This is a genomic window from Mycobacterium sp. B14F4 (genome assembly GCF_039871645.1).
GTDB lineage: Bacteria > Actinomycetota > Actinomycetes > Mycobacteriales > Mycobacteriaceae > Mycobacterium.
The window spans coordinates 359,114-380,312 of the sequence record NZ_JBDPMF010000001.1 but is presented as its reverse complement, the minus strand read 5'-3'; the positions used below and the strand labels follow the sequence as shown (position 1 = coordinate 380,312).

The following is a 21,199-nucleotide window of genomic DNA, read 5'->3' as shown; positions in this document are numbered from 1 at the left end:
ACGGATTGCAACGGTAGAAATGGGTTATTGACGGCTTACTAAGAGTTGCCATAGTCCGCGAAGGGATTCGAGGGGGTTTGCCAGCACGGACCATGGCAACGGCACAGGAGCATCGCCGCACACTGCATGGCGATACCGGGGACACCGAGGATGCAGGCTCGGCGCCGTCACGGGGCGCGCACGGCGTTTTCCCCGACGGCGACGAACTGCAAGTCATCACAATTCGTACCTTACATACTTTTTCGCTGTTATGTCGGCGGAAATATGACTTAGAGTTTGCGGCAATCAGCGGTGAGTTCAATTCATCGATTCAGCCATTGACCGAGGTCGCGAGCCACATTGCCGACGTACAGCGGGTTAGCTTCCAGCGGTGTCGCCTGGTGCCCGCTGCGGATGACAGAATCGTCGGGCTGACGGAAATACGGCAAACCTGAATTCCCCACGAAACGGCGCTCCCCCTCAGTGACCGAACACATCGACCGGCGATCGGACGCCACGCGGCTGCAGATCTTGCGTGCCGCGTCGCGCCTGTTCGCCCACAGCCCCTACAGCCGGGTGAGCCTCGACGACATCCTCGCCGACGCCGAGGTCACCAAGGGAGCGATGTACTTCCATTTCCGGTCCAAGCACGCATTGGCCTGCGCGATCGTCGAACTCCGGGTCAGCGAGGCGAGCGCCGCGGTCGAGGACGTGCTGGCACGAAGGTTGTCCGGAATGGAGACCCTCATCGACCTCTCGTATCTGATCGCCGCCGACGACCTCGGCGACGAGACGGCCAGGGCCGGAATGAATCTGCTGGAGTCCATCGGCCGCACCGATGGCCTGCAGTCCGAGGTCCTGGGGCAGTGGATCACGGCCTTCACGCAGATCGTCGGCAAGGCCATTCGCGAAGGCGACATCGCGAAGCGAAACGATGCCCAAGCCGTCGCCCGCTTGCTGGTGTCGATGTACATGGGCTTGCGGCAGACCAGCGATCTGGCCGACCCCGAGCGCTTCCTGGGTGATCTGCAGTCCGCCTGGACGGTGATACTGCCGGGTTTCACCACCGAGGACAGGGTGGGATACCTGTCCGAGTTCCTCAAGCGTCGCACCGCCGTCGCGATCAGGAAGGCGACTCCGCTTCAGACGCGATGACCTATGATCCCGTCCAGGCCACGCCATCCGGTACGGCCGACGGATGACCCGGAGGTACCCGACGGTGGTGCGCCAAGCACGATCTGAGGCGACCCGGCGGCGGATCATGACGGCGGCCGTGCAGCTCTTCAACGAGATCGGCTATTCCGCTACGGGTTTGGGTGACATCATCGAACGCGCCCAGATGACCAAGGGCGCGTTGTACTACCACTTCGAGTCCAAGGAGGCGCTGGCCACCGCGATCATCGAAGAAGGCAACGCGAACCTGTTCGAGGCCTTCCACAAGATCCGCGATTCGTCGGCCCCGGCGCTGGAGCGCATCATCCACGGCCTCTTCCTCATCGCCGAACTGATCGGCACGAACGAAATGGCACACAGCGCGGTGCAACTTCTGCGGGCCTTCGGCGAGTTCAACGGCGCGGCCGCCGACACCTACACCCTCTGGCTCGACGAGATGGCGCAGCGCGTCGGCGAAGCGATGGATGAAGGCGACCTGCGTGCCGACCTCGATCCACACGCGGTCGGCGAGACCATCGTGGGCGCGATGCTGGGCGCCGAACTGCTGTCCAGCGCCACCTCGTCGGGCACCGATGTGCTGCAGCGCCTCACCAGGATGTGGCAGGTGCTGTTGCCCGCGGTCGTGGCCGACGAATCACTGGGCTACTTCCGCGAGTACCTCGCGCGCGAGTCGATGCGTCGCTCGGCTCACACCGCTTGAATCGCTCTAGATCTCGTCGACCCAGAGCCGCTCGGTCAGATCCTGAAACGTGGCGAGCGCCACCGGATCGTTTCCCCGCTGCAGCGCCGACTTGCTCATCCTGGCGCGGACGACGGATCCGTCCTCGTGGAGCAGTTCGACGATGAGGTTCGCGTGCGCGTGCATCACCGAAACCGCGGACTCGTCAGGCGGCATGGTGTGGAAGATCTTCCGGAACTCGAGATCCTTGACCCCGTCGGGCGGGTAGCCCAGCATGTCGGCGAACGCCGCGTTGGCGAAGACGATCGCGCCGTCCTCCGCAATGGCGAGCACCGGCACCGGGAGCCGGTCCAGCACGACGAGCGCGGGCAGTTCCCTCAGGACCGCCATCGGTGATTTGGGGATCTGGCGTCGCCGCTCCACGGAATTGATTATGCAACCGCGTCAGCGGTGCTCGATTCACCAATCTGTCAACCGGGGCGCCGAAAACTGCGTTCCGGAAGTTCTGCACTCGCACTCGCTCTGCGGGAATACCGTTTGGCGAGGGGGCCCGCTTATGAACGACGGTTAACTTGACCCCGGTAGGCGCCACTTAACTAACTAGGTTTACCGTCTGCGTATCGCTCTGCAGAGAGGGGATCGACAATGGACCTGACGTGGTCGGATGCCGACACGGCCTTCCGCGACGAGGTGCGCGACTTCCTCGACGAGCGGTTGACGCCGGAGTTGCGCCGCGCAGGCCGCCTCATGACCAGCGTTTACGCCGATCACGAGGCCAGCATGGAGTGGCAGCGGATACTCCACGAGCGGGGGTGGGCGGCGCCGGCGTGGCCGGTCGAGTACGGCGGCTGCGACTGGACCCTGACCCAGCACTACATCTTCAGCCGGGAGTCGACCCTGGCGGGTGCCCCGTCCTTGTCACCGATGGGCATCCGGATGGTGGCCCATGCGCTGATCAAGTTCGGCACGGACGCGCAGAAGGATTACTTCCTGCCCCGCATCCTCACCGGTGAGGTCTTCTTCTGCCAGGGCTACTCCGAGCCCGAAGCCGGCTCCGATCTGGCCGCGCTGAGCATGGCGGCCGTCGACGACGGCGACGATCTGGTGTGCACGGGCAGCAAGATCTGGACCACCCACGCCCGCGAAGCCAACTGGATGTTCGCGCTGGTGCGCACGTCGAGGACACAGAAGAAGCAGCAGGGCATCACGTTCGTGCTCATCGACATGGGCTCCCCGGGCATTCAGATCCGGCCGTTGGTGATGACGTCCGGCGAGGAGGTGCAGAACCAGGTCTTCTTCGACGAGGTGCGGGTGCCGAAGGCCAACGTGCTCGGCACGATCGACGACGGCTGGACGGTCGCCAAGTACCTGCTGGAGTTCGAGCGCGGCGGTGGCGCCTCCTCGCCGGCACTGCAGGTGATGGCGCAGGACATCGCCGCGGTCGCGGCCGAACAGCCCGGCCCCGGCGGCGGCCGGCTGATCGACGATCCCGCCTTCTCCCGCAAGCTGGCCGACGCGCGGATCCGCACCGAGGTGCTCGAGATCCTCGAGTATCGGGTGCTCGCCACCGTCGCCGAGGGCAAGAACCCCGGCGTCGCCTCGTCGATGCTCAAGGTGCTGGCCACCGAGTTGAGCCAGGCGATCACCGAACTGGCCATGCAGGCGGCCGGTCCGCGCGCACGGGTCTACCAGCCGCACGCCACGTGCCCGGGCGGGCCGATCTCGGAATTCGAGCCGCCGGTGGACGGCTATCTGAGCGGCGAGCCGTGGCAGGCCGTCGCTCCGCTGCGCTACTTCAACGACCGGGCCGGCTCGATCTACGCCGGCAGCAACGAGATTCAGCGGAACATCCTGGCGAAGGCGGCTCTGGGACTGTGATGAAGGGCTTGCGATGAACTTCAACCTGAGCAAGGAACAGGAACTGCTGCGCGACGGCCTGGCCAAGTTCCTCTCGACCCGATACGACCTGGAGAAGAGCCGGGCGGCGGCCAAGACGGGCGCCGGCTGGCAGCCCGACATCTGGGCCGGCTTCGCCAACGAACTCGGCATCCTCGGCGCCGCGCTGCCGGAGGAGGTCGGCGGCATCGGCGGCGGACCGGTGGAGATCATGGTCATCGCCGAGGCACTGGGCTATGCGCTGGCGATCGAACCCTATGTGGACACGGTGGTGGTGGCGGGCGGACTGCTGCGCCGCGCCGGCGGTGAGCTGGCCACCTCCCTGCTCGAGCGCATCGTCGACGGCACGGCCATCGTGGCGCTGGCGGCCACCGAGGCGGCGTCCGGGGACAACTGGGCGCAGGTAACGACCACCGCCGAGCGCGACGGCGAGCAGTGGGTGCTGCGGGGTGCCAAGATCGTCGCGGCCAGTGCGCCGCTGGCAACTCACCTGCTGGTCACCGCGCGCACCGACACCGGGGTCTCGCTGTTCGTGGTCGAAGTCGGTTCGGCGGCAACCGGACTCGAAGCTCACCACTACCGCACAGTGGACGACCGCAGGGCCTCCGATCTCGTCTTCGACGGTCTACGGCTGCCGGTCGCCTCGCTCCTCGGCGAGGAGGGCAAGGCGTGGCCCTCGCTGGCACGAGCCCGCGACGAAGGGGCGACCGCCGTCTGTTGCGAGGCGGTCGGATGCATGCGCAAGGCGGTGGCCGACACGGTCGACTACGCCAGGCAGCGGCATCAGTTCGGCGCGCCCATCGGCAGCTTCCAGGCGCTGCAGCACCGGATGGTCGACATGTACACCGAACTCGAGCAGTCGGTTGCCGCGGCGTACCTCGCGGTGCTCAACCTGCAGGCGGAGCCCGACGTCCGGGCCAGGGCCGTTTCGGCGGCGAAGGCGACGATCGGGCGCGCCGCGCGGTTGATCGGGCAGGAGGCTGTGCAGCTGCACGGCGGCATGGGCATGACCGAGGAACTGGCGATCGGGCACTATTTCAAACGCCTCACGGCCCTGCAGTACGAGTTCGGCACCACCGACTACCACGTCGCTCGCTATGCGGAGCTGACAAGGGCCTGACCGGTCAGTCGCGGTGCGCCTGCTCGATGTAGGCGGTGATCACATCGGTCAGCGCGCGCAGTTCCCGGGTGACGTCGACGGGTCCCGGCACCGACATCTTCGCCACCATCGTGCCCATCAACGTCGTCCAGATGAGGTTGCCCACGGCGTCGGCGCGCTCTGGTTCGATCCCTTCGGCGAGATAGCGCCCCAGGTCGGTGAGGGTGGCGAACAGATCGAGCAGGTGGCGCTGGTCGACGTCGGCGCGACTGGACCGGGTGGCGATCAGGATCTCCAGTGCGGCAATCGATGTCGGGCTCAGGAACGCCTCGGCGACGGCATCGACCATCAATTCGGTGCGGGCGCGTCCCGACCGTGACCTCAGCTCCGGTTCCACGTTTCGCAGGCTCGTCAGCAGGTCGACGAAACCCTGGTCGACGACGGCCATCAACAGCCCGTCGCGATCACCGAAGTGGTACTGGATCACTCCCCAGGTCACACCCGCACGCTCGGTGATGTGCTTGGCGCTGGCCGCACCGAAACCCTCTTCGATGACACAGCGCACGGTCTCGTCGACGACCATCGCCCTGGTCCGGTCCGCACGGATCTGCCTGCCGTTCACGGGACGGCGCGGGCTCACATTGGCGGTCATGGTCGACGACCCCCGAAGGCGGGCAGCACGAAGCGGTCGATGACCTGCCGCTCGGCCGCGGGGTCGTCGGCGGGCCAGTACAACATCGACATCACCACCCGCACGATCCACTGAACCGCCTCGGTATCGCCGTCGGTCAGACCGTTGAGGTCGACGGCGAATCCGACCACGATCGGCGATCCGGTGAGCCACGTCATTTCCTGTCCGCTGCGAAGCGAGTTGACCAGGTGCCTGCCCAGCGGATGACATCGAATCTGCTCGAGCGCGACGGCAATCGCCTCCCCGATCCGTTCCGCGCCGCTGAGGCCGTCGACGGCTCGCCTCACGGCATCGACGATGCCGGCCGCAGCCCGCACCAGCACGGCGTCGCGGATCTCGGCCTTGCCGCCGACATGGCGGTAGACCGTAGCGCGCGAGCAGTGAACTTGTGCGGCCAGCTCGTCGATGTCGATGTCGAGGGCGTCCAGTCCCCCGCGCGCGATGAGGTCAGTTGCCGCGACGTAGATGCGTTCGGCGGCGGCGGTACGGCGGTCACCGCCCACGAGCCAGTCGTCGTGAACCACCATAGGGAAATCTCCACCGGTCGACAGCGTGTTCCCAGATGATCTCACGGTGAGACGGATTTCAGTATTGTTCTCATCTCCCCCGCAGGTCTGCGGCTTACCGTGAGACGAGTAGCCGAACCGCGGCCGACCTGCGGGTTTCAACTTCCGTCCGCCGCATTGACGCGGTCGGCGGGTCGCGGTCAGCCTTGACGAATGACGGTGCGAGAGGACGAGCTCGGTCTTGCGTTGTTCGACGACGCGTTCGTTCAGGATCCGTATCCCCTGTACGAGCGGATGCTCGCCACCGGACCCGTACACGCCATTGCCGATTCGGGCTTTCACGCGGTGTGCAGCTGGGAAGCGGTCAACGACGTCATCGCCAGACCGGAGGATTTCTCGTCGAACCTCACCGCGACGATGACCTATCGGGACGGCAAGGTCGGCGCCTTCACGATGGGCGAGCTCGGTGGCGATATGCAAGCGCTCGCAACGGCGGACGACCCCGCCCACGCGGCGCACCGGAAGTTGTTGGTGCCGCACCTGGCGGTCCGGCGAATCAAGGCCCTGGAGCCGTTCATCGCCGAGACTGCGGACCGCCTGTGCAACCAGGCGACACACGGCGGCACCATCGAATGGATGTCGGCGGTCGCCAACCGGTTGCCGATGATGATCGTCGCGCGCTTGATCGGAGTGCCCGATGTCGACATCGACCAACTCGTGCGGTGGGGCTATGCGAGTACCAAAGTCGTCGAAGGCCTCGTCGGACCCGACGAACTCACCGCCGCCGGCATCGCGGTGATGGAACTGTCGGGCTACGTCAACGAACACTTCCAGCGTGCCGCGGTCGATCCCAGAGACGATCTGCTGGGTGACCTCGCGACCGCCCGCGCCGCGAACGAACTGAGCGACGTGGCCGCGCTGGCCATGATGATCACGCTGTTCAGTGCCGGCGGCGAGTCGACCGCGTCGTTGATCGGCTCGGCGGCGCACATCCTCGCAACCCGGCCGGATGTTCAGCAGCAGGTGCGTGAGAACCCGGACCTGCTCGGTGCCTTCCTCGAAGAGGTGCTGCGTTACGAACCCCCGTTCCGGGGCCACTACCGGCACGTCGTAAGGGATACGACGCTGTGCGGCGTCGACCTCACCGAAGGATCTCGCCTGGTGCTGCTGTGGGGTGCCGCCAACCGGGATCCGATGCACTTCCAGAGCCCGCACGAATTCCGCCTCGACCGGGCAAAGGCCAACGGCCACATCAGCTTCGGCAAGGGCGCGCACTTCTGCGTCGGGGCAGCGCTCGCGCGCCTCGAGGCCAACATCGTCATCGGCGAACTGCTGGAGCGAACGTCACATGTCGCGGCGGCGAGCACCGGCAGATGGTTGCCGAGCCTGCTCGTCCGGCGACTGGAGCGGCTCGAACTTCAGGTGGCTTGAGCACGGTCAGAGCTTGAAGCGGCCGGCGAAGCCCCGCAGCGGCAGGTCGGCACTGGTGACGATGCCCGGCGGCGCGGCCACCACCGACCGGATCGCGTGCAGCGCCGGCATTCCGGTCACAGTCATGCCGATGGAGGCGAACGACTCCGGGTTCGACAGGTCCACCCCGGGTTTCGGGAAGATCATGTGCTTGTTGTAGATGCACGGGTCGCCCTGGATCTGGGTGATGTAGCAGCCCTTGATGTCCCAGTGCGGGTCGGTGTGGGGCGTCATCTGCCACTCGAGATGGGTCTCCACCCTGGCGACGCCGTCGACCATGCCCTGGTACTTGATGTAATTGCCGCCCAGCGAGCCCTTCGGCAGCGTGTACCAACCGAGGTCGACGTCCTTGGTGCAGGCGCCCAGTTCGTAGGAGAACTTGACCTCGTCGAGTTGCAGGTCGAAACAGTCGGCCATCATCAGCACGCTGTCGGCGAAGACGCGCGTGTACTTCTCCAACTTGCCCGGGATCTCGGGGTCGTCGACGGGCAGACCGTAACCGACCTCGATCCAGGTGTCCTTCGAATGGTGACATGACACGTCGACCGACTCGATGGTCGTGACGTTCTCGATCTCGGCGACGTCGGCCGAACACACCACGCCCAGAATCTGATTCAGGCCCGGGTTCATCCCGGTGCCGTAGAACGAGGCGCCGCCCTTCTGACAAGCCTCCTCCAACAGCTCAGACACCGCCCGACCGGAGGGATGCGGGTGGTTGGTGTCGCGGTGCCATCCGGTGATCCAGTCCGCGGTCGTCACGATGTTGATGCCGGCCTCGAGGACCTTGACGTAGAGGTCCTCGTCGGGGAACACCCCGTGGAAGGTGAGCACGTCGGGCTTGGCCGCGATGATCTCGTCCACCGTTCCGGTGGCGGTCACCCCGACCGCGTCGATGCCGACGATCTCACCGGCGTCGCGCCCGACCTTGTCCGCCGTGTAGCAGTGCAACCCGACCAGCCGGAGATCGGGATGCGCGCCGATCCGCTTGATCATCTCGGTGCCGAGGTTTCCGGTGGCGACCTGGAAGACGCGGAGCGGTCGGGTGGGCTGTTCGGTCATTGAAATCGGGCCTTTCTCGAGGCGTCGTCGTCAGCGGGAAGCGAGATCCGCGGCGCTGCCGCCGCGGCCGTCGGGATAGAACTGGGTGGCCCACTTGCGCAGCGCCGTGAAGCCCTCGTACTCGGCGGTCGCCAGCGCGGGTGGGTCCGAATAGCGTTGGTGCGACCAGATGTGCACGTCCTGAGCGAACTGGCGGATGACCTCGGCGCCGAACTCCTCGGCCTTGCGTTCGGCCCGCTGGTCGTCGCGTCCGGGAGTGCGGCCGATGTAGACGGTGAACCGCACGTCCGAGGTGCTGTCGTCCACCGGCGTGATCGCGGAGATGGTCCGGTTGTCCACCATGCCCCAGCTCTTGGTCACCGCGATGCCGAGCCCGCCGTTGATGGCCTCGACACCGCTTCGGACGTCGTCGATGGACTGCCTGTCGTCACCTTCGAACGTGATGGTGAAGTCGACGTAGGACCACGGTTCGGCGAAGTCGTGCCGGGTGAACACCGGCACGATGGGCGTCTTGTGCACGAACTTGAAATGCGCGAAGTCCACGCCGTTCTCGAGCACGTACTGCGGATGAAGTTCGAGTCCCTCGCGGTACAGGGTCATGGGCGGGTAGTAGTCGGCCGCGCTGCCGCCGTCACCGAAGCTCACGAACACGTCCGGCGCGTCGAAGTACGGCGCCCGCCCCTCGGCGTCGTGCCAGAGGTAGATCGAGTGATTGCGCTCGGCGACCGGATAGCTGCGGATGCGCCGTCCGCGGTTGGGCCGGTCCTGATACGGGATGCAGACGTTGCGGCCTTCGGTGTTCCACTGCCAGCCGTGAAACGGGCACTCGATGACCTCACCCTCCACGTGGCCGCCGTAGCCCAGATGCGCGCCGAGGTGCTCGCAATAGGCGTCCATCACGACGGGTTCACCGGAAGCCGTTCGCCAGCAAATCATTTCGCGGTCGAAATACTTCATCCGCCGCACCTGTCCCGGTGCGACATCGGCGGACCATGCGACCTGGAACCATCCGGTCGGCTTCATCGACAAGGGCGGCTTGGCCATCACTGTCCTCTCGGGCTGCGGTGCCTCTCGCGCCACAAATCATAGAGCACTCAATGTAAATCTCGCCAGGGCCTTCTCCGCCGTACGCTCGCGCATCTGCCGCACTCGCGAGACGTACACCAGGGCTGCGGTGCCACGGCGAATCGCGACCCTGGTGTAACTCTCGCGAACGCAAACCGGGGTGGTGTGTCCAGAATGGTCCGTGCGCAACCGGATCCAGGCCCTCCTCGGCGTCGACTTCCCCGTCGTTCAGGCACCGATGACCTACATCGCCAGGGCCGAGCTGGCCGCGGCCGTCTCCGAGGCGGGCGGCCTGGGCATGATCGAGACGCTGACCGTCGAAGGCCGCGAGGATCTGCTGCGGGTCCGCCGGCTGACCGACCGGCCGGTGGCCGCCAACCTGATGATCCAGGGCTGGAAATCCGATCCGTCGATCGTCGACACGTTGGCGGCGGCCGGGGTGAACCACGTCTTCACCTCCGCGGGCGACCCCGCTCTGTTCACCGCGCGCCTTCATGACGCCGGTATGACCGTTGTTCACGTCGTGGGCTCGCTCAAGGGCGCGCTCAAGGCCGAGGCCGCCGGTGTCGACGCGTTGGTGGTCGAGGGAGTGGAGGGCGGTGGCTTCAAGTCGCTGCTCGGAGCGTCGACGATGGTGCTGCTGCCCCTGGTCGCCGAGCATGTCGAGGTGCCCATCATCGCGGCGGGTGGGATGTGCGCGCCCGGTCGGCGGCGGCGGCCCTGGTGTTGGGCGCCGAGGGTGTGCAGATGGGCACGCGGATGCTCGCGAGCGTGGAGTCCGCAGTGCACGCCAACTTCAAGAACGCAATCGTCTCCGCCACCGACTCGGGCACGGTGCTGCTGGACATCCCGGGCAACCCGACGATGCGGGTGTTGCGCACGGGTCTGGCCGCGCGCGTGGCCGCACACGATCCGCGAGCTCAGCTGTTGGGCAAGGTCACAGAGCTGTACTTCAACGGCGACATGGAGGCCAGCGTCGCGAACACCGGCCAGGTGTCGTCGCGGATCGGCGAGCTGTTGCCGGTCGCGCACATCGTTCGCGACACCTGGCTCGAGATCGAATCGGTGTTGGACGCGGCGCGGTCGCGGGCCTGTCGGCCCTGACCCGTCGGCCGCCCCTGCTAGGCGACCGGCTCCAGCGCCCGCGCCTGACGAGACGCCTCCGGGCACACCGCGCGGGCGGTGCGCGGACCCCTGGCGCGCTGGCGCAACGCGACCAGCGACCCGGTCCGGACGACCCCGAGGGGTCCCGGTCCGGCGAAGCGTGCGATGCCGGACGCACGCAGGGCCAGACCGGCCTTGGCCTGGCGGTAGCCCAACCGCATGCCCGCCGCGGCCACCACGAGCAGTCCCCCGATGCCCGACAGCGCCACGGCCGCGAGCGCGGTCAGCGAGGCGGGTACCAGAACGGCTTCGATGACGTGCTCGAAGAGGGACCGGGCGCCGGTCGTCGTCCCGACCTTCAGCGGCACCGTCCCCGAGACGGCCAGCGGCGCGGTGAAGCCGGCCGGTGCCGCCGTGCCCAGCGCAGGCCGGGGCGTCATCGTGCCGAACAGTGACCCGTCGGTGAGCGACGGCGCCGTTGAGGGCACCTGCCCCGCCAGCGGCCCGAACAACGGCGCATCGGCGGGCGGGGTCGCCACGGTAGGCCCTATCCCCGCCGGGCCGGCACCGATCAGCGGTGGCGGCGTGGCTGCCGCCACACCCAGCAACGCGTACAGATCACCGGGCACCTGCATCAGCGGACCGACGGTGTTGACCACCGAGGTGAGCATCGTCTGAACGGACTCGATCGCGTCGGCGATAGGCGTGGGCGAGGTCTGCAGCGCCGCGACCGTGCCGGGCACCGAGCCGATGACACCGGCCCAGGTGTTGAGGGCGTTCGACACCGGCTGCAGCGCCGACGTGACCGGGTTCACCGGCTGCACGGCGGGCTGGGGCGCCGGCGGGGTGGCCGACTCGGTCGGTGCCGCCGACGAGTCCGACGACGTCGTGGTGCTCTCGGCCGGAACGGTGGACGCAGGCGTCGTCACGGTAGTGTCGGTCTCGACGGCGCCGGACTCGGGCGCCGTGGTCTCGGCCTCGCTAGCGACGGTCTCGTCGTCGTCCGTGGTGCCGCTGTCGTCGGCGTCCAGAGCCGTGGTGGTGGAGTCGTCGGCCGAGTTCTGCTGCCCGGGCGAATCGGCGGGGCCGGCGCCCTGGCCGGCGCCCTCGGCACCCTCGCTGGGGCTCGACGAGCTGCTCGGATCGGAGTCCGCGCCGGCGATCGCGCCGCCGCCCGCGCCGAACAGCAGTCCGGCGGCCACTGCACAGATGCCCGCGGTGATACGCAAATGTGACGTAGGGATGGTCGCCTCCGTCCAAAAAGAACCCCTCGTCCGAGAGAGTTTTCAAAGATGATTGTTGCATATGTAGCGCCCAGCGAACCCCCATTATCGCCATTAACCTGCCGATGGACCGTTGCTGGGCAACATCGCATCCAGGCGTTTGGATTCAGAGCGGGTTTGACGCCGACGTAAAGAATCTCCGACGGCAAATGCCGCCCGCAAATCCGGGCCGATTAAGCAGAAAGTCTAAACAGCACGGACGCGGCGGCGCGCTGACAGACTGAGGCAAAGCCGAGGACGACCGGCGCATCCGTGCACGACGGATGCGCGAAAGGCGGGAGATGACGGTCAGCGCGGACAACAACATCACCGACGTCGCGGACGACGGCGACATCCGACACGACCCGTATGACGTCGAACTCAATACCGATCCGCATCCGGTGTTCGCGCGCATTCGCGAGAACGCGCCGCTGTACTACAACGCCGAGCACGACTTTTACGCGCTCTCCCGATTCGCCGATGTCGATGCCGCGCTGCTCGACCACGAGACCTTCAGTTCCGCCCGCGGTGCGGTGCTCGAGATCATCAAATCCGGAATGGACATTCCGCCGGGGATCCTGATCTTCGAGGATCCGCCGATCCATAACATCCATCGCAAGCTGCTCTCGCGGATCTTCACGCCGCGCAAGGTCGCCGCCCTGGAACCGAAGGTGCGGGAATTCACCGCCCGCTGCCTGGATCCGCTGGTGGGCACCGGCCGCTTCGACTTCGTCAGGGACCTAGGCGCGCAGATGCCGATGCGGGTCATCGGCATGCTGCTGGGTATTCCCGAAGCCGATCAGCAGCACGTCATCGACCACGGCGACTCCACGGTGCGCACCGAACGCGGGGGCAAGATGACCGAGAACCCCCACGGGGCGATCGCCACCGGAGAGGTGTTCGCCGAGTTCATCGACTGGCGCGCCAAGCACCCGAGCGACGACATCATGACCGAACTGCTCACCGCGGAGTTCGCCGACGAGTCCGGTGCGCGCCGGCGGTTGGGCCGCGACGAGCTGCTGTTGTACCTGCAGGTGATCGCCACCGCCGGCAGTGAGACCACGACGCGGTTGATCGGCTGGGCGGGCAAGCTGCTGGCCGAACACCCCGACCAGCGCCGGGATCTGGTGGCGAACCGCACGCTGCTGCCCGGGGCCGTCGAGGAGATCGTGCGCTTCGAGCCACCCGCCCCTCACATCAGCCGCTACGTGACGCGCGACGTCACCTACTACGGCCGAACGGTATCCGCCGGCAACGCCGTGATGATGATCGTCGGCGCCGCCAACCGCGACCCGCGCTGGTTCGGTGACGACAGCGAGCGCTTCAACGTTCACCGCGAACCCCGTCAACACCTCGGCTTCGGGATCGGGACCCACTTCTGCCTCGGCAATGCACTGGCGCGCCTGGAGGGACGCGTCGCGCTCGACGAGATCCTCGACCGGTTCCCCGAATGGGACGTCGACCTCACCGGCGCCGAGCTGAGCCCGACCTCCACGGTGCGCGGCTGGGAGTCTATGCCGGCCGTCATCGGTTGAGCACACCTTCCGCCTTCGACCGGACAGCGCGGTCCGCAGGCGATCAACCGTCCGCCCCGCGGACCCGGAATTCCAATAGGACGACACAGAGGAGATGAGCATGCCGGAGTACGACTACGAAGAGATGAAAAAGGAAGCCGCGCAGTACATCAAGTTCGAGAAGGACAAGAAGAACCGGATCGCCTACATCACCTTCGACCGCCCCGAGGCGCAGAATTCGACGACGCTGGGCATGCGCCAGCTGTACGCCGATCTGATCCACAAGTGCAACGTCGACGACGACGTCAAGGTCGTCGTCATCCGTGGCGAGGGTGAGGATTTCGGTAGCGGCGGGGACCTTCCCGAGCAGCGCGGCATGCTGGAGAACCCCGGCATGCCGCTGTTGCACGAACTGGCGATCAACGACGACGACGTGAAGTACCCGCCCGGCGGCTCCTACCGCTACCTGTCGACCGTGACCGACTTCTACGCCAAGGCGCGGGCGGGCAACCGGCCGCTGCAGGAGCTGCGCAAGATCAGCATCATCGAGGCCAAGGGCTACTGCTACGGCTGGCACTTCTACCAGGCCGGCGACGCCGATCTGGTGGTCTCCTCCGACGACGCGCTGTTCGGCCACCCGGCGTTCCGTTACGTCGGCTGGGGTCCGCGGCTGTGGTGGTGGGCGGAGACGATGGGCCTGCGCAAGTTCTCCGAGATGCTGTTCACCGGACGGCCGTTCAGCGCCAAGGAGATGTACGAGTGCGGCTTCCTCAACAGCGTGGTGTCGCGCGACAAGCTCGAGGCCGAGACCGAGAAGTACGCGCTGGCGTGCTCGAAGTCCCGCCCGACCGACACCGTCGCCGTGCAGAAGACCTTCCTCGAGCTCTACAAGCAGCACAAGGGCGAGTACTTCGGCAGCCTGCTGACCGGCATGGTGGAGGGGATGCTGCCAATGATCCAGAACGATCAGCAGAACGAGGTCGACCTGACCGAGGGGACGTTCGAGAAGGGCCTCAACAACGTCGTCAAGGACAACGACATGAATTTCCCGCCGGAATGGCGGCTGAGCCGGTCGGGCCGTAGCAAGCCCTGACATGTCGGCGCTGACCGGCTTCCGGATCGTCGAGTTGGCCGAGTCCGTCGCGGGCGAGTACTGCGGCAAGCTGCTCGCCGATCTCGGTGCCGACGTCATCAAGGTCGAGCGGCCCGGGCGGGGCAGTCCCACTCGGGCCCTCGCACCGCGGCTGGCCGACGGCGGGCCCGACAGCGGCGTGGTGTTCGCCTACCTCAACACCAACAAGCGCTCGGCCGAACTCGACGTGCCGTGCGATGCCGCGACGCTGCACGAGCTGATCGGCAGCGCCGACGCCGTGGTCGACGACCACGACACCGCATGGGCCGACGCCGTCGGCGTGACGGAAGCCGCGATGACGGCCCGCCATCCCGGCACGGTGTTCTGCTCGGTGACGCCGTTCGGCCAGGGCGCACCGGCCGATCGGCGCAATGCCCGCAGCCTCAACGTGTTTCACAGCAGCGGATGGGGATACCACACGCCCAGCCACGCCGACCCCTCCCAACCGCCGCTGAAGGGGCCGGGCAGCCGGCTGGCCGACTACGAAGCCGGACTCGACGCCGCGCTCTGCGTTGCCGCCACGCTCTTCGGACGCATGCATACCGGGACCGGCGAGTTCATCGACGTCTCCCAGCAGGCCGTGCTCGTGTCGCGGGCCGACTGCATCCTCGGGCGCTTCATCAGCGGAGAGATCGCGCCGCGGGACACCCGCGACGACTACGACCAGGCGGGTCCGGCCTCGTTCTTTGAATGCCGCGACGGCTACGTCTACCTGTAAATGACCAGCCGCGCACACTGGACCGCACTGAAGACGCTGATGAGCCATGCCGACTGGCTCGACGGATTCGACGACGACTGGCTCGAATTCGGTGTCACCCCCGAGCGAGTCGACGCTTTCCGCCGCGGCTTCGCGGAGTGGGTGCGCGACCGTCCCCGGGACTCCACTGCTGAGGAGGCGCAACGCCACGGTGTGCCCCTGGTCGCGGTCAACGGCGCCGTGGAGCTGACCCGCTCACCGCAGTACCGCCACCGCGGCTTCTTCCATGACCTCACGCATCCGGTCCTCGGCCGCGCGGCCTACCCCACCGTCGGCTACCGGATGAGCGCGTCGCCGGTGCGCCTCTGCACGGCCGCGCCACAGCTCGGCCGCGACACCGGCGAGGTCCTGCGAGAACTCACCGCCCCGCGCACCGCACCCGCAGTGCTGCGCCACCAGCTCACGACGCCGAGGACGCCGCGCGGTGGGCCGCTGCAGGGCGTCCGCGTGCTAGAGCTCACCAAGGTGTGGGCCGGCCCGTACGCCGGCAAGCTGCTCGGCTTCCTCGGCGCCGAGGTGATCAAGGTGGAATGCGCCGACAGGCCCGAGGAGATGCGCGCCTACGGCGGCACCGACATCAACCACGCACCGTACTTCCTGAGCATCAACCCCGAGATACTCAGCGTCGACCTGGACATCAAGACGAGGCGAGACCGGTTGCGAGAGTTGATTTCCCGCTGTGACATCGTACTCAACAACCTGCGGCCCGGGGCGATGGAGCGCAACGGTCTGGGCTACGGCGACCTCGCCGCCATCAAGCCCAACATCATCTCGGTGTCGATCAAGATGTGGGGCAACGACGGACCTCTGGGCTACCAGACCGGCTACGCGCCCTGTTTCGCCGCGCTCGCGGGCGTCGCCTCTCTGGTCGGCTACCCGGACGGGGTGCCCCGTGGTGCCAGCATGCGCTACGGCGACTCGACCGTCGGTGCGGCGGCGGCGTTCTCGGCCGTTGCGGCGCTTCTGCACCGGGAGCGCACCGGAGAAGGACAGTTCGTCGACGTCTCGGCCGTCGAGGTGCTGTCGTCGATGGTCGGCGACCGGCTGCTCGAGCAGAACCTCACCGGCACATCACTGAGACCGGACGGCAACCGCCATCCCGACATGGCGCCGCACGGCTGCTTTCCCTGTGCCGGTGGGCAATGGATCAGCATCGCCGTCGCCGACGACGCGGAGTGGACGCGGCTGTGCGACGTGCTGGGCGCTACCGCGCTGGCGTCCGACTCGCGGTTCACCACTTCCTCCGACCGGCACCGGCACGTCGACGCGCTCGACGCCGAACTCGCCACGCTCACCCGCTCGCACGCAGCCGAGACGCTCGCCGGACGGTTGCGCGACGCGGGGGTCGGCGCCGCCAAGAGCGCGACGGCAACCGACGTCATCGGCGACGAGATGCTCTGGGAGCGTGGCGCATACCTGTTCGTGTCCGACCGCGTCGAGGGGCAGCGCCCGGTGCTCGGGCCGTCCTGGCGGATGACCCGCAACGCCGCCCGCATCGAGCGCGGCGCACCCGACCTGGGGCAGGACAACGACTACGTGCTCGGCGACGTCCTCGAACAGCCCCGCGTGGTCAACACGTGACCGGGGTACTGTCCGGCACCGTCGCGCTGGTAACCGGCGCCAGCAGCGGAATCGGCGCAGCGACGGCGCGGGCGCTGGCCGCGCAGGGCGCCGCCGTCGCGTTGGTCGCCCGCCGCGTCGACCGGTTGCGGGCCCTCGCCGACGACATCGAGTCCACCGGTGGGACAGCGCTTCCCGTCCCCGCCGACGTCACCGACGCCGGACGGGCCGGGGCCGCCGTCTCGACCGCCGTCGACACGTTCGGCCGACTCGACACACTGGTCAACAACGCCGGACTGCTGCGGATGGGCCCGGCCGCCGAAGCGCCGCTGTCGGATTGGAACGAGCTGGTGGCCGTCAATGTGTCCGGCGTCCTGCAGATCACGCACGCCGCGCTGCGCCACCTGATCGCCGCCGCTGCCGACTCACCGCGCGGCGTCGCCGACATCGTCACCATCAGCTCGACCGGTGGCCGCGTGGCCCGGCCGGGCACCGCGGTCTACTCCCTGACCAAGTTCGGGGTCAACGCGTTCTCCGAGGGCATCCGGCAGGAGCTGATCGCTTCGCGCGTCCGCGTGGGGATCGTCGGCCCCGGCACCGTCGACACCGAGATCAACGACCACCTGCCCGATGCGGCGCGGGCAGCCTTCGACGGCAACACCGCGGGCATGACCAAGCTGCTTCCCGACGACGTCGCCGACGCGGTCGTGTACATGGTCACCCGTGACCGGCGGGTGGCGGTCAACGAGATCCTGGTCCGTGCGGCCCAGCAGACCTGGTGAGCACCGACTGGGTCCGTGGCGATGCGACCGGTCTGTCGATCCCCGCGCACGCCGCTGCCCTGCGGGACGGCGGAACGGCGTTTCTCACCAAGGCATTTCGCGCTTACGGCGTGCTGGACGACGGCAACAGGGTGGTCGCGATCGACCGCTTCGAGGAGGTCAGCGGCGGCAGCACGGGGCGCAAGGCCGCGCTGCGCGTGCGCTACGCCAGTCCGGGGCCGCACACCGACTTGTTCGTCAAGTTCTCCCGCGACCTCGACGACCCGGTCCGCGACGTCGGCCGCACCCAGATGGAATCGGAGGTCCGGTTCGCCAGGCTGGCACGGACGCCTGGTTTCCCCATCGCGGTGCCCGCAACCCAGTTCGCCGACTACCACCGCGAGTCCGGTACCGGGCTGCTCGTCAGCGAGCGAATACCATTCGGGCGAAACGGAATCGAGCGTCAGTACCATAAGTGCCTGGACTACGCGATGCCGTCGCCACGCGAGCACTACCGTGCCCTCCTGACCGCGGTGGCGCGCCTTGCCGGAACCGAACGCGCGGCCCGGCTGCCGGCCGGCCTCGTCGCCGAGTTCCCGGTGGACCTACGGGCGGCCACGGTCGGAGAGCGCCCGCCGATGACACCCGACCGGCTCGACCGCCGACTGGGCCGGCTCGCCGAGTTCGTCGAGCACCATCCCGGGCTCTTCGCCGGAAATTTGCGCTCGCCGCGGTTTCTCGCCCGCCTGACCGCCGAGGCGCCGGTCGTCCTGCGACGCGAGGACGACATCTGGCGACATCTCACCGAGGCTGGCGACTACCTCGCCCTGAGCCACTGGAACGCCAATGTCGACAACGCATGGTTCTGGCGCGCCGCCGACGGCCAGCTGCGCTGCGGGTTGATGGACTGGGGCTGCGTCAGCCGGATGAACCTGGCCATGGCCATCTGGGGCTCGCTGTCGGGAGCCGAGACCACGCTGTGGGACGACGATCTCGATGACCTGCTGGTGATGATCTGCCGGGAGGTGGCTGCCACCGGCGGCCCGACGCTCGATCCGGCCGAGCTCGAGCGGCAACTGTCGATGTATGCGGCGCTCATGGGGGTCACGTGGCTGCTCGATGTGCCGGCGTTGGTCGCCAAGCGGATTGGTGATGCCGGACCACACACGGCCCGCACCGACCGGCGCATCAGCGCCGACGAGGGCGTGCGGGCGCCGCTGCAGATGCTGACGAACGTCCTGAACCTCTGGGAGACGCGCGGTTTGGCCTCAGCGCTCGACTGTCTCTAGGAGCCTGACGCGCGTTCTAGTCGACGTAAGCCACACCCGTGAGCTCTTCGGACAGTTCCCACACCTCGCGGCGATCAGCGCCGCAGTGCACCGACGGGGGCACCTTCGCGAAAGTCACTCCCCCACCGGTCGTTTCGTATAGTCCGCGCGGGCCGTAGTAGGCGCCACCCTCGGCGTCCGCGGATACCGCAGCGTACAACGTGGGTTTGATGCCTTCCTCTACCTCGAGCCACATGAACGGCAGCAACCGCCAGGTCGCCTGGGTCAGACGAGCCCCGAGCGTCGGCCTGTCGCGACCGTAGGAGGCGCCGCTGAGCAGGTTCGTCTTCGTCAACCCGGGATGGGCCGCATTGGAGATCAGGCCCCAGGCATGCCGGCGGCTGAGTTGGTCGAGTTCCTTGGCGAACATCAGCTGCGCCAGCTTCGCCACGCCGTAGCTGCGCATCGGCCGGTAGTCGCGTTCGGCGTTGGCGTCGTCGAACCGCAGCCCGCGCTGAGTGGCGGCGATGCTGCCGACGGTGACGACCCGCGCCCCCGCGGACGCCCGCAGCAGCGGCAAGAGGTGTCCGGTCAGCGCGAAGTGCCCGAGATGGTTGGCGCCGAACTGCAATTCGAAGCCGTCCTCGGTCGCCTCACGCTGCGGCGGCGTCATCACCCCCGCGTTGTTGATGAGGAGGTCGATGGGCCTACCCTCGCCGACCAACTCTTCGCCCAGCGCGGCAACGCTTTTCAACGACGCCAGGTCGAGCTCTTTGATGGTGAGCCTGGCGTCCGGGACGGTCTCACGGATCTGTGCCATCGCCGCATCACCTCTGGTGCGGTTCCGGACGGCCATGACGACGTCGGCACCCGCAGCGCCGAGCGCCCGCGCCAGGCCGAGCCCGAGGCCGCTGTTGGCGCCGGTGACGACGGCGAGACGGCCCGACAGGTCGGACACCCGCAGTGGGAGGCCGCCCCTCACCACGTGACCGGCAGCTCGTAGAGACCGTAGGCCAGCGCGTCGTGCTTGAACGGGAGCTCGTCGATGGGCACCGCCAGCCGCATGGTCGGGATCCGGCGCAGCGGGGTGGGCAGCACGATCTGCAGCTCCATGCGCGCCAGCTGCTGGCCGACGCATTGATGTCTGCCGTAGCCGAAGCCGACGTGCGGCCCGTCGTCGCGGGTCAGGTCCAGCCGGTCGGGCTCGGGGAACTGGCGCGTGTCCCAATTCGCCGGTGCGACATCGAGGATGATGCCGTCGCCGGCGCGGATGAGCTCGCCGCCGACCTCGATGTCCTCGACGGCGATCCGGCGCTGTCCGGTCTGGATGATGCTGACGTAGCGCAACAGTTCCTCGATCGCCCTGGCGATCACCTCGGGGTCGTGGGCCTCACGCAGCAGGGCCGCCTGCCCGGGGTGGTCGAGCAGCGCGACGATGCTGACGCCCAGCTGCCCGGCGGTGGTCTCGTGCCCGGCGATCAGCACGCCGGTGGCCAACTGCGCGGCTTCGCGGACGCTGATCTCCTCTGACTTCACCCGCTCGGCAAGGTCGGAGACCAGGTCTTCGCTCGGGTCGTCGATCTTGGCGCGGACCAGGTTGGCCAGGTACTTGGCCAGCGCGCCTGCGCCCTGCGCCGCGTCCTCGGCGCTCGCGTACCGGCTCATCCCGCGGTTAGCCTGCTGCTGGAAGAACTCGGCGTCTTCGTAGGGCACTCCGAGCATTTCGCTGATTACCAGGGATGGGATCGCCAGTGCCAGGCTCTCGACGAGGTCGGCCGGTTTCGGCCCGGCGAGGATCGCGTCGATGTGCTCGTCGGTGATCCGCTGTACGGCGGGCCGCAGCGCCTCCACCCGTTTGAACGTGAACGGCCGCGACAGCATCCGGCGGAACCGGGTGTGTTCCTCGGCGTCCGCGGTGAACACCGATCGCGGCCGCTTGTGCACCGTGGCGAGCATGCCCTCGTTCCAGTGCGGGTAATCCGGCTTGCGGTCGTCGACGCTGGCCCGCCCGTCGGCGAACAACGACCGGATCGCCTCGTACCCGGTCACCAGCCACGGTGTGCTGCCGTCCCAGATCCGCACGCGGCTCAGCTGGCTGATTTCGTTGAGCTGCAATGCTTTCGGCGGCGGGGCGAACGGGCAGCCGTCCGCCCGGGCCATCGGGAAGTCGGGAATGCCGGGCGCCTGCCCGCTCGCGCCGCCTGCCAGCGTGTCGGTCATGGTG

General features: G+C 67.7%; 18 protein-coding genes and 2 pseudogenes. 12 read left to right on the top strand and 8 right to left on the bottom strand.

Going from position 1 to position 21,199, the window contains the following annotated elements; all coding sequences use genetic code 11:
- Positions 1 to 92: 92 nt before the first annotated feature.
- Genes ABGB19_RS01870 through ABGB19_RS01860 form a run of 3 tightly spaced genes read left to right on the top strand, consistent with a single transcriptional unit; the run spans position 93 to position 1,852 of the window.
- Positions 93 to 434: a hypothetical protein gene (locus ABGB19_RS01870; protein WP_347683392.1), complete on the top strand. Its 342-nt coding sequence runs from the start codon at positions 93 to 95 to the stop codon at positions 432 to 434.
- Between the two features lie 28 nt (positions 435 to 462).
- On the top strand, positions 463 to 1,134 hold the full coding sequence (locus tag ABGB19_RS01865; RefSeq protein ID WP_347683390.1) for a TetR/AcrR family transcriptional regulator: 672 nt from the start codon (positions 463 to 465) through the stop codon (positions 1,132 to 1,134).
- Positions 1,135 to 1,177: 43 nt separating this feature from the next.
- Positions 1,178 to 1,852 (top strand): ScbR family autoregulator-binding transcription factor, encoded by a 675-nt coding sequence (locus ABGB19_RS01860; protein ID WP_347683388.1) that lies wholly within the window; start codon positions 1,178 to 1,180, stop codon positions 1,850 to 1,852.
- A gap of 6 nt (positions 1,853 to 1,858) precedes the next feature.
- On the opposite strand, the gene ABGB19_RS01855 is transcribed toward ABGB19_RS01860, so the two are convergent.
- The gene (locus tag ABGB19_RS01855) at positions 1,859 to 2,254 is read right to left on the bottom strand and encodes a PAS domain-containing protein (RefSeq protein ID WP_347683386.1); all 396 of its coding nucleotides are present in this window, start codon (positions 2,252 to 2,254) and stop codon (positions 1,859 to 1,861) included.
- A 222-nt stretch (positions 2,255 to 2,476) separates the two neighbouring features.
- Here ABGB19_RS01855 and ABGB19_RS01850 point away from each other — a divergent pair, with 222 nt between their 5' ends.
- A complete protein-coding gene (locus tag ABGB19_RS01850; protein ID WP_347683384.1) occupies positions 2,477 to 3,709 on the top strand; it encodes an acyl-CoA dehydrogenase family protein in 1,233 nt (410 codons plus the stop codon).
- Positions 3,710 to 3,722: 13 nt separating this feature from the next.
- The gene (locus ABGB19_RS01845) at positions 3,723 to 4,847 is read left to right on the top strand and encodes an acyl-CoA dehydrogenase family protein (protein WP_347683382.1); all 1,125 of its coding nucleotides are present in this window, start codon (positions 3,723 to 3,725) and stop codon (positions 4,845 to 4,847) included.
- Positions 4,848 to 4,851: 4 nt separating this feature from the next.
- Here the strand turns inward: ABGB19_RS01845 and ABGB19_RS01840 are convergent, their stop codons facing one another.
- On the bottom strand, positions 4,852 to 5,478 hold the full coding sequence (locus ABGB19_RS01840; RefSeq protein ID WP_347683380.1) for a TetR/AcrR family transcriptional regulator: 627 nt from the start codon (positions 5,476 to 5,478) through the stop codon (positions 4,852 to 4,854).
- Positions 5,475 to 6,041 carry a helix-turn-helix domain-containing protein gene (locus ABGB19_RS01835; protein WP_347684664.1) on the bottom strand — a complete coding sequence of 189 codons (567 nt, stop codon included), beginning with the start codon at positions 6,039 to 6,041 and terminating at the stop codon, positions 5,475 to 5,477. Before ABGB19_RS01835 ends, ABGB19_RS01840 begins: the two co-directional genes overlap by 4 nt.
- Before the next feature lie 195 nt (positions 6,042 to 6,236).
- On the opposite strand from ABGB19_RS01835, the gene ABGB19_RS01830 reads away from it, so the two are divergent.
- Complete coding sequence (locus ABGB19_RS01830; protein WP_347683378.1) at positions 6,237 to 7,454, top strand: cytochrome P450; 1,218 nt, start codon at positions 6,237 to 6,239, stop codon at positions 7,452 to 7,454.
- Between the two features lie 6 nt (positions 7,455 to 7,460).
- Here ABGB19_RS01830 and ABGB19_RS01825 read toward each other — a convergent pair whose 3' ends face one another.
- Together ABGB19_RS01825 and ABGB19_RS01820 are read right to left on the bottom strand one after the other, a co-directional pair.
- A complete protein-coding gene (locus ABGB19_RS01825; protein ID WP_347683376.1) occupies positions 7,461 to 8,552 on the bottom strand; it encodes a dihydrodipicolinate reductase in 1,092 nt (363 codons plus the stop codon).
- Between the two features lie 30 nt (positions 8,553 to 8,582).
- Positions 8,583 to 9,596, bottom strand: a complete 1,014-nt coding sequence (locus tag ABGB19_RS01820) for a Rieske 2Fe-2S domain-containing protein (RefSeq protein ID WP_347683374.1) — start codon at positions 9,594 to 9,596, stop codon at positions 8,583 to 8,585.
- Positions 9,597 to 9,798: 202 nt separating this feature from the next.
- Between ABGB19_RS01820 and ABGB19_RS01815 the strand changes: the two are divergent.
- A pseudogene (locus tag ABGB19_RS01815) lies at positions 9,799 to 10,721 on the top strand (nitronate monooxygenase).
- Positions 10,722 to 10,738: 17 nt separating this feature from the next.
- On the opposite strand, the gene ABGB19_RS01810 reads toward ABGB19_RS01815, so the two are convergent.
- Complete coding sequence (locus ABGB19_RS01810; protein ID WP_347683373.1) at positions 10,739 to 11,923, bottom strand: hypothetical protein; 1,185 nt, start codon at positions 11,921 to 11,923, stop codon at positions 10,739 to 10,741.
- A 362-nt stretch (positions 11,924 to 12,285) separates the two neighbouring features.
- Here ABGB19_RS01810 and ABGB19_RS01805 point away from each other — a divergent pair, with 362 nt between their 5' ends.
- From ABGB19_RS01805 to ABGB19_RS01785, 5 genes and pseudogenes are all read left to right on the top strand, one after another.
- Positions 12,286 to 13,518 (top strand): cytochrome P450, encoded by a 1,233-nt coding sequence (locus ABGB19_RS01805; RefSeq protein ID WP_347683372.1) that lies wholly within the window; start codon positions 12,286 to 12,288, stop codon positions 13,516 to 13,518.
- A gap of 100 nt (positions 13,519 to 13,618) precedes the next feature.
- Complete coding sequence (locus ABGB19_RS01800) at positions 13,619 to 14,590, top strand: enoyl-CoA hydratase/isomerase family protein (RefSeq protein WP_347683370.1); 972 nt, start codon at positions 13,619 to 13,621, stop codon at positions 14,588 to 14,590.
- A gap of 1 nt (position 14,591) precedes the next feature.
- Positions 14,592 to 16,967 (top strand): annotated as a pseudogene (locus ABGB19_RS01795) (CoA transferase).
- The gene (locus ABGB19_RS01790; protein WP_347683368.1) at positions 16,964 to 17,728 is read left to right on the top strand and encodes an SDR family NAD(P)-dependent oxidoreductase; all 765 of its coding nucleotides are present in this window, start codon (positions 16,964 to 16,966) and stop codon (positions 17,726 to 17,728) included. The pseudogene ABGB19_RS01795 and the gene ABGB19_RS01790 overlap by 4 nt, the downstream one beginning before the upstream one ends.
- Positions 17,725 to 18,996, top strand: coding sequence for a hypothetical protein (locus tag ABGB19_RS01785; RefSeq protein ID WP_347683365.1), 1,272 nt, complete (start codon positions 17,725 to 17,727; stop codon positions 18,994 to 18,996). Before ABGB19_RS01790 ends, ABGB19_RS01785 begins: the two co-directional genes overlap by 4 nt.
- 16 nt (positions 18,997 to 19,012) lie before the next feature.
- Here the strand turns inward: ABGB19_RS01785 and ABGB19_RS01780 are convergent, their stop codons facing one another.
- Positions 19,013 to 19,960 carry an SDR family oxidoreductase gene (locus tag ABGB19_RS01780; protein ID WP_347683361.1) on the bottom strand — a complete coding sequence of 316 codons (948 nt, stop codon included), beginning with the start codon at positions 19,958 to 19,960 and terminating at the stop codon, positions 19,013 to 19,015.
- Positions 19,954 to 21,195 (bottom strand): cytochrome P450, encoded by a 1,242-nt coding sequence (locus ABGB19_RS01775; protein ID WP_347683359.1) that lies wholly within the window; start codon positions 21,193 to 21,195, stop codon positions 19,954 to 19,956. The genes ABGB19_RS01780 and ABGB19_RS01775 overlap by 7 nt, the downstream gene beginning before the upstream one ends.
- Positions 21,196 to 21,199: the final 4 nt, after the last annotated feature.

Bases quoted from the DNA above. Each gene is read 5' to 3' on its own strand.
- ABGB19_RS01820 (WP_347683374.1), bottom strand. From the start codon at position 9,596: ATGGCCAAGCCGCCCTTGTCGATGAAGCCGACCGGATGGTTCCAGGTC.
- ABGB19_RS01870 (WP_347683392.1), top strand. From the start codon at position 93: ATGGCAACGGCACAGGAGCATCGCCGCACACTGCATGGCGATACCGGG.
- ABGB19_RS01830 (WP_347683378.1), top strand. From the start codon at position 6,237: ATGACGGTGCGAGAGGACGAGCTCGGTCTTGCGTTGTTCGACGACGCG.
- ABGB19_RS01805 (WP_347683372.1), top strand. From the start codon at position 12,286: ATGACGGTCAGCGCGGACAACAACATCACCGACGTCGCGGACGACGGC.
- ABGB19_RS01860 (WP_347683388.1), top strand. From the start codon at position 1,178: ATGACCCGGAGGTACCCGACGGTGGTGCGCCAAGCACGATCTGAGGCG.
- ABGB19_RS01845 (WP_347683382.1), top strand. From the start codon at position 3,723: ATGAACTTCAACCTGAGCAAGGAACAGGAACTGCTGCGCGACGGCCTG.
- ABGB19_RS01800 (WP_347683370.1), top strand. From the start codon at position 13,619: ATGCCGGAGTACGACTACGAAGAGATGAAAAAGGAAGCCGCGCAGTAC.
- ABGB19_RS01825 (WP_347683376.1), bottom strand. From the start codon at position 8,552: ATGACCGAACAGCCCACCCGACCGCTCCGCGTCTTCCAGGTCGCCACC.
- ABGB19_RS01840 (WP_347683380.1), bottom strand. From the start codon at position 5,478: ATGACCGCCAATGTGAGCCCGCGCCGTCCCGTGAACGGCAGGCAGATC.
- ABGB19_RS01775 (WP_347683359.1), bottom strand. From the start codon at position 21,195: ATGACCGACACGCTGGCAGGCGGCGCGAGCGGGCAGGCGCCCGGCATT.
- ABGB19_RS01850 (WP_347683384.1), top strand. From the start codon at position 2,477: ATGGACCTGACGTGGTCGGATGCCGACACGGCCTTCCGCGACGAGGTG.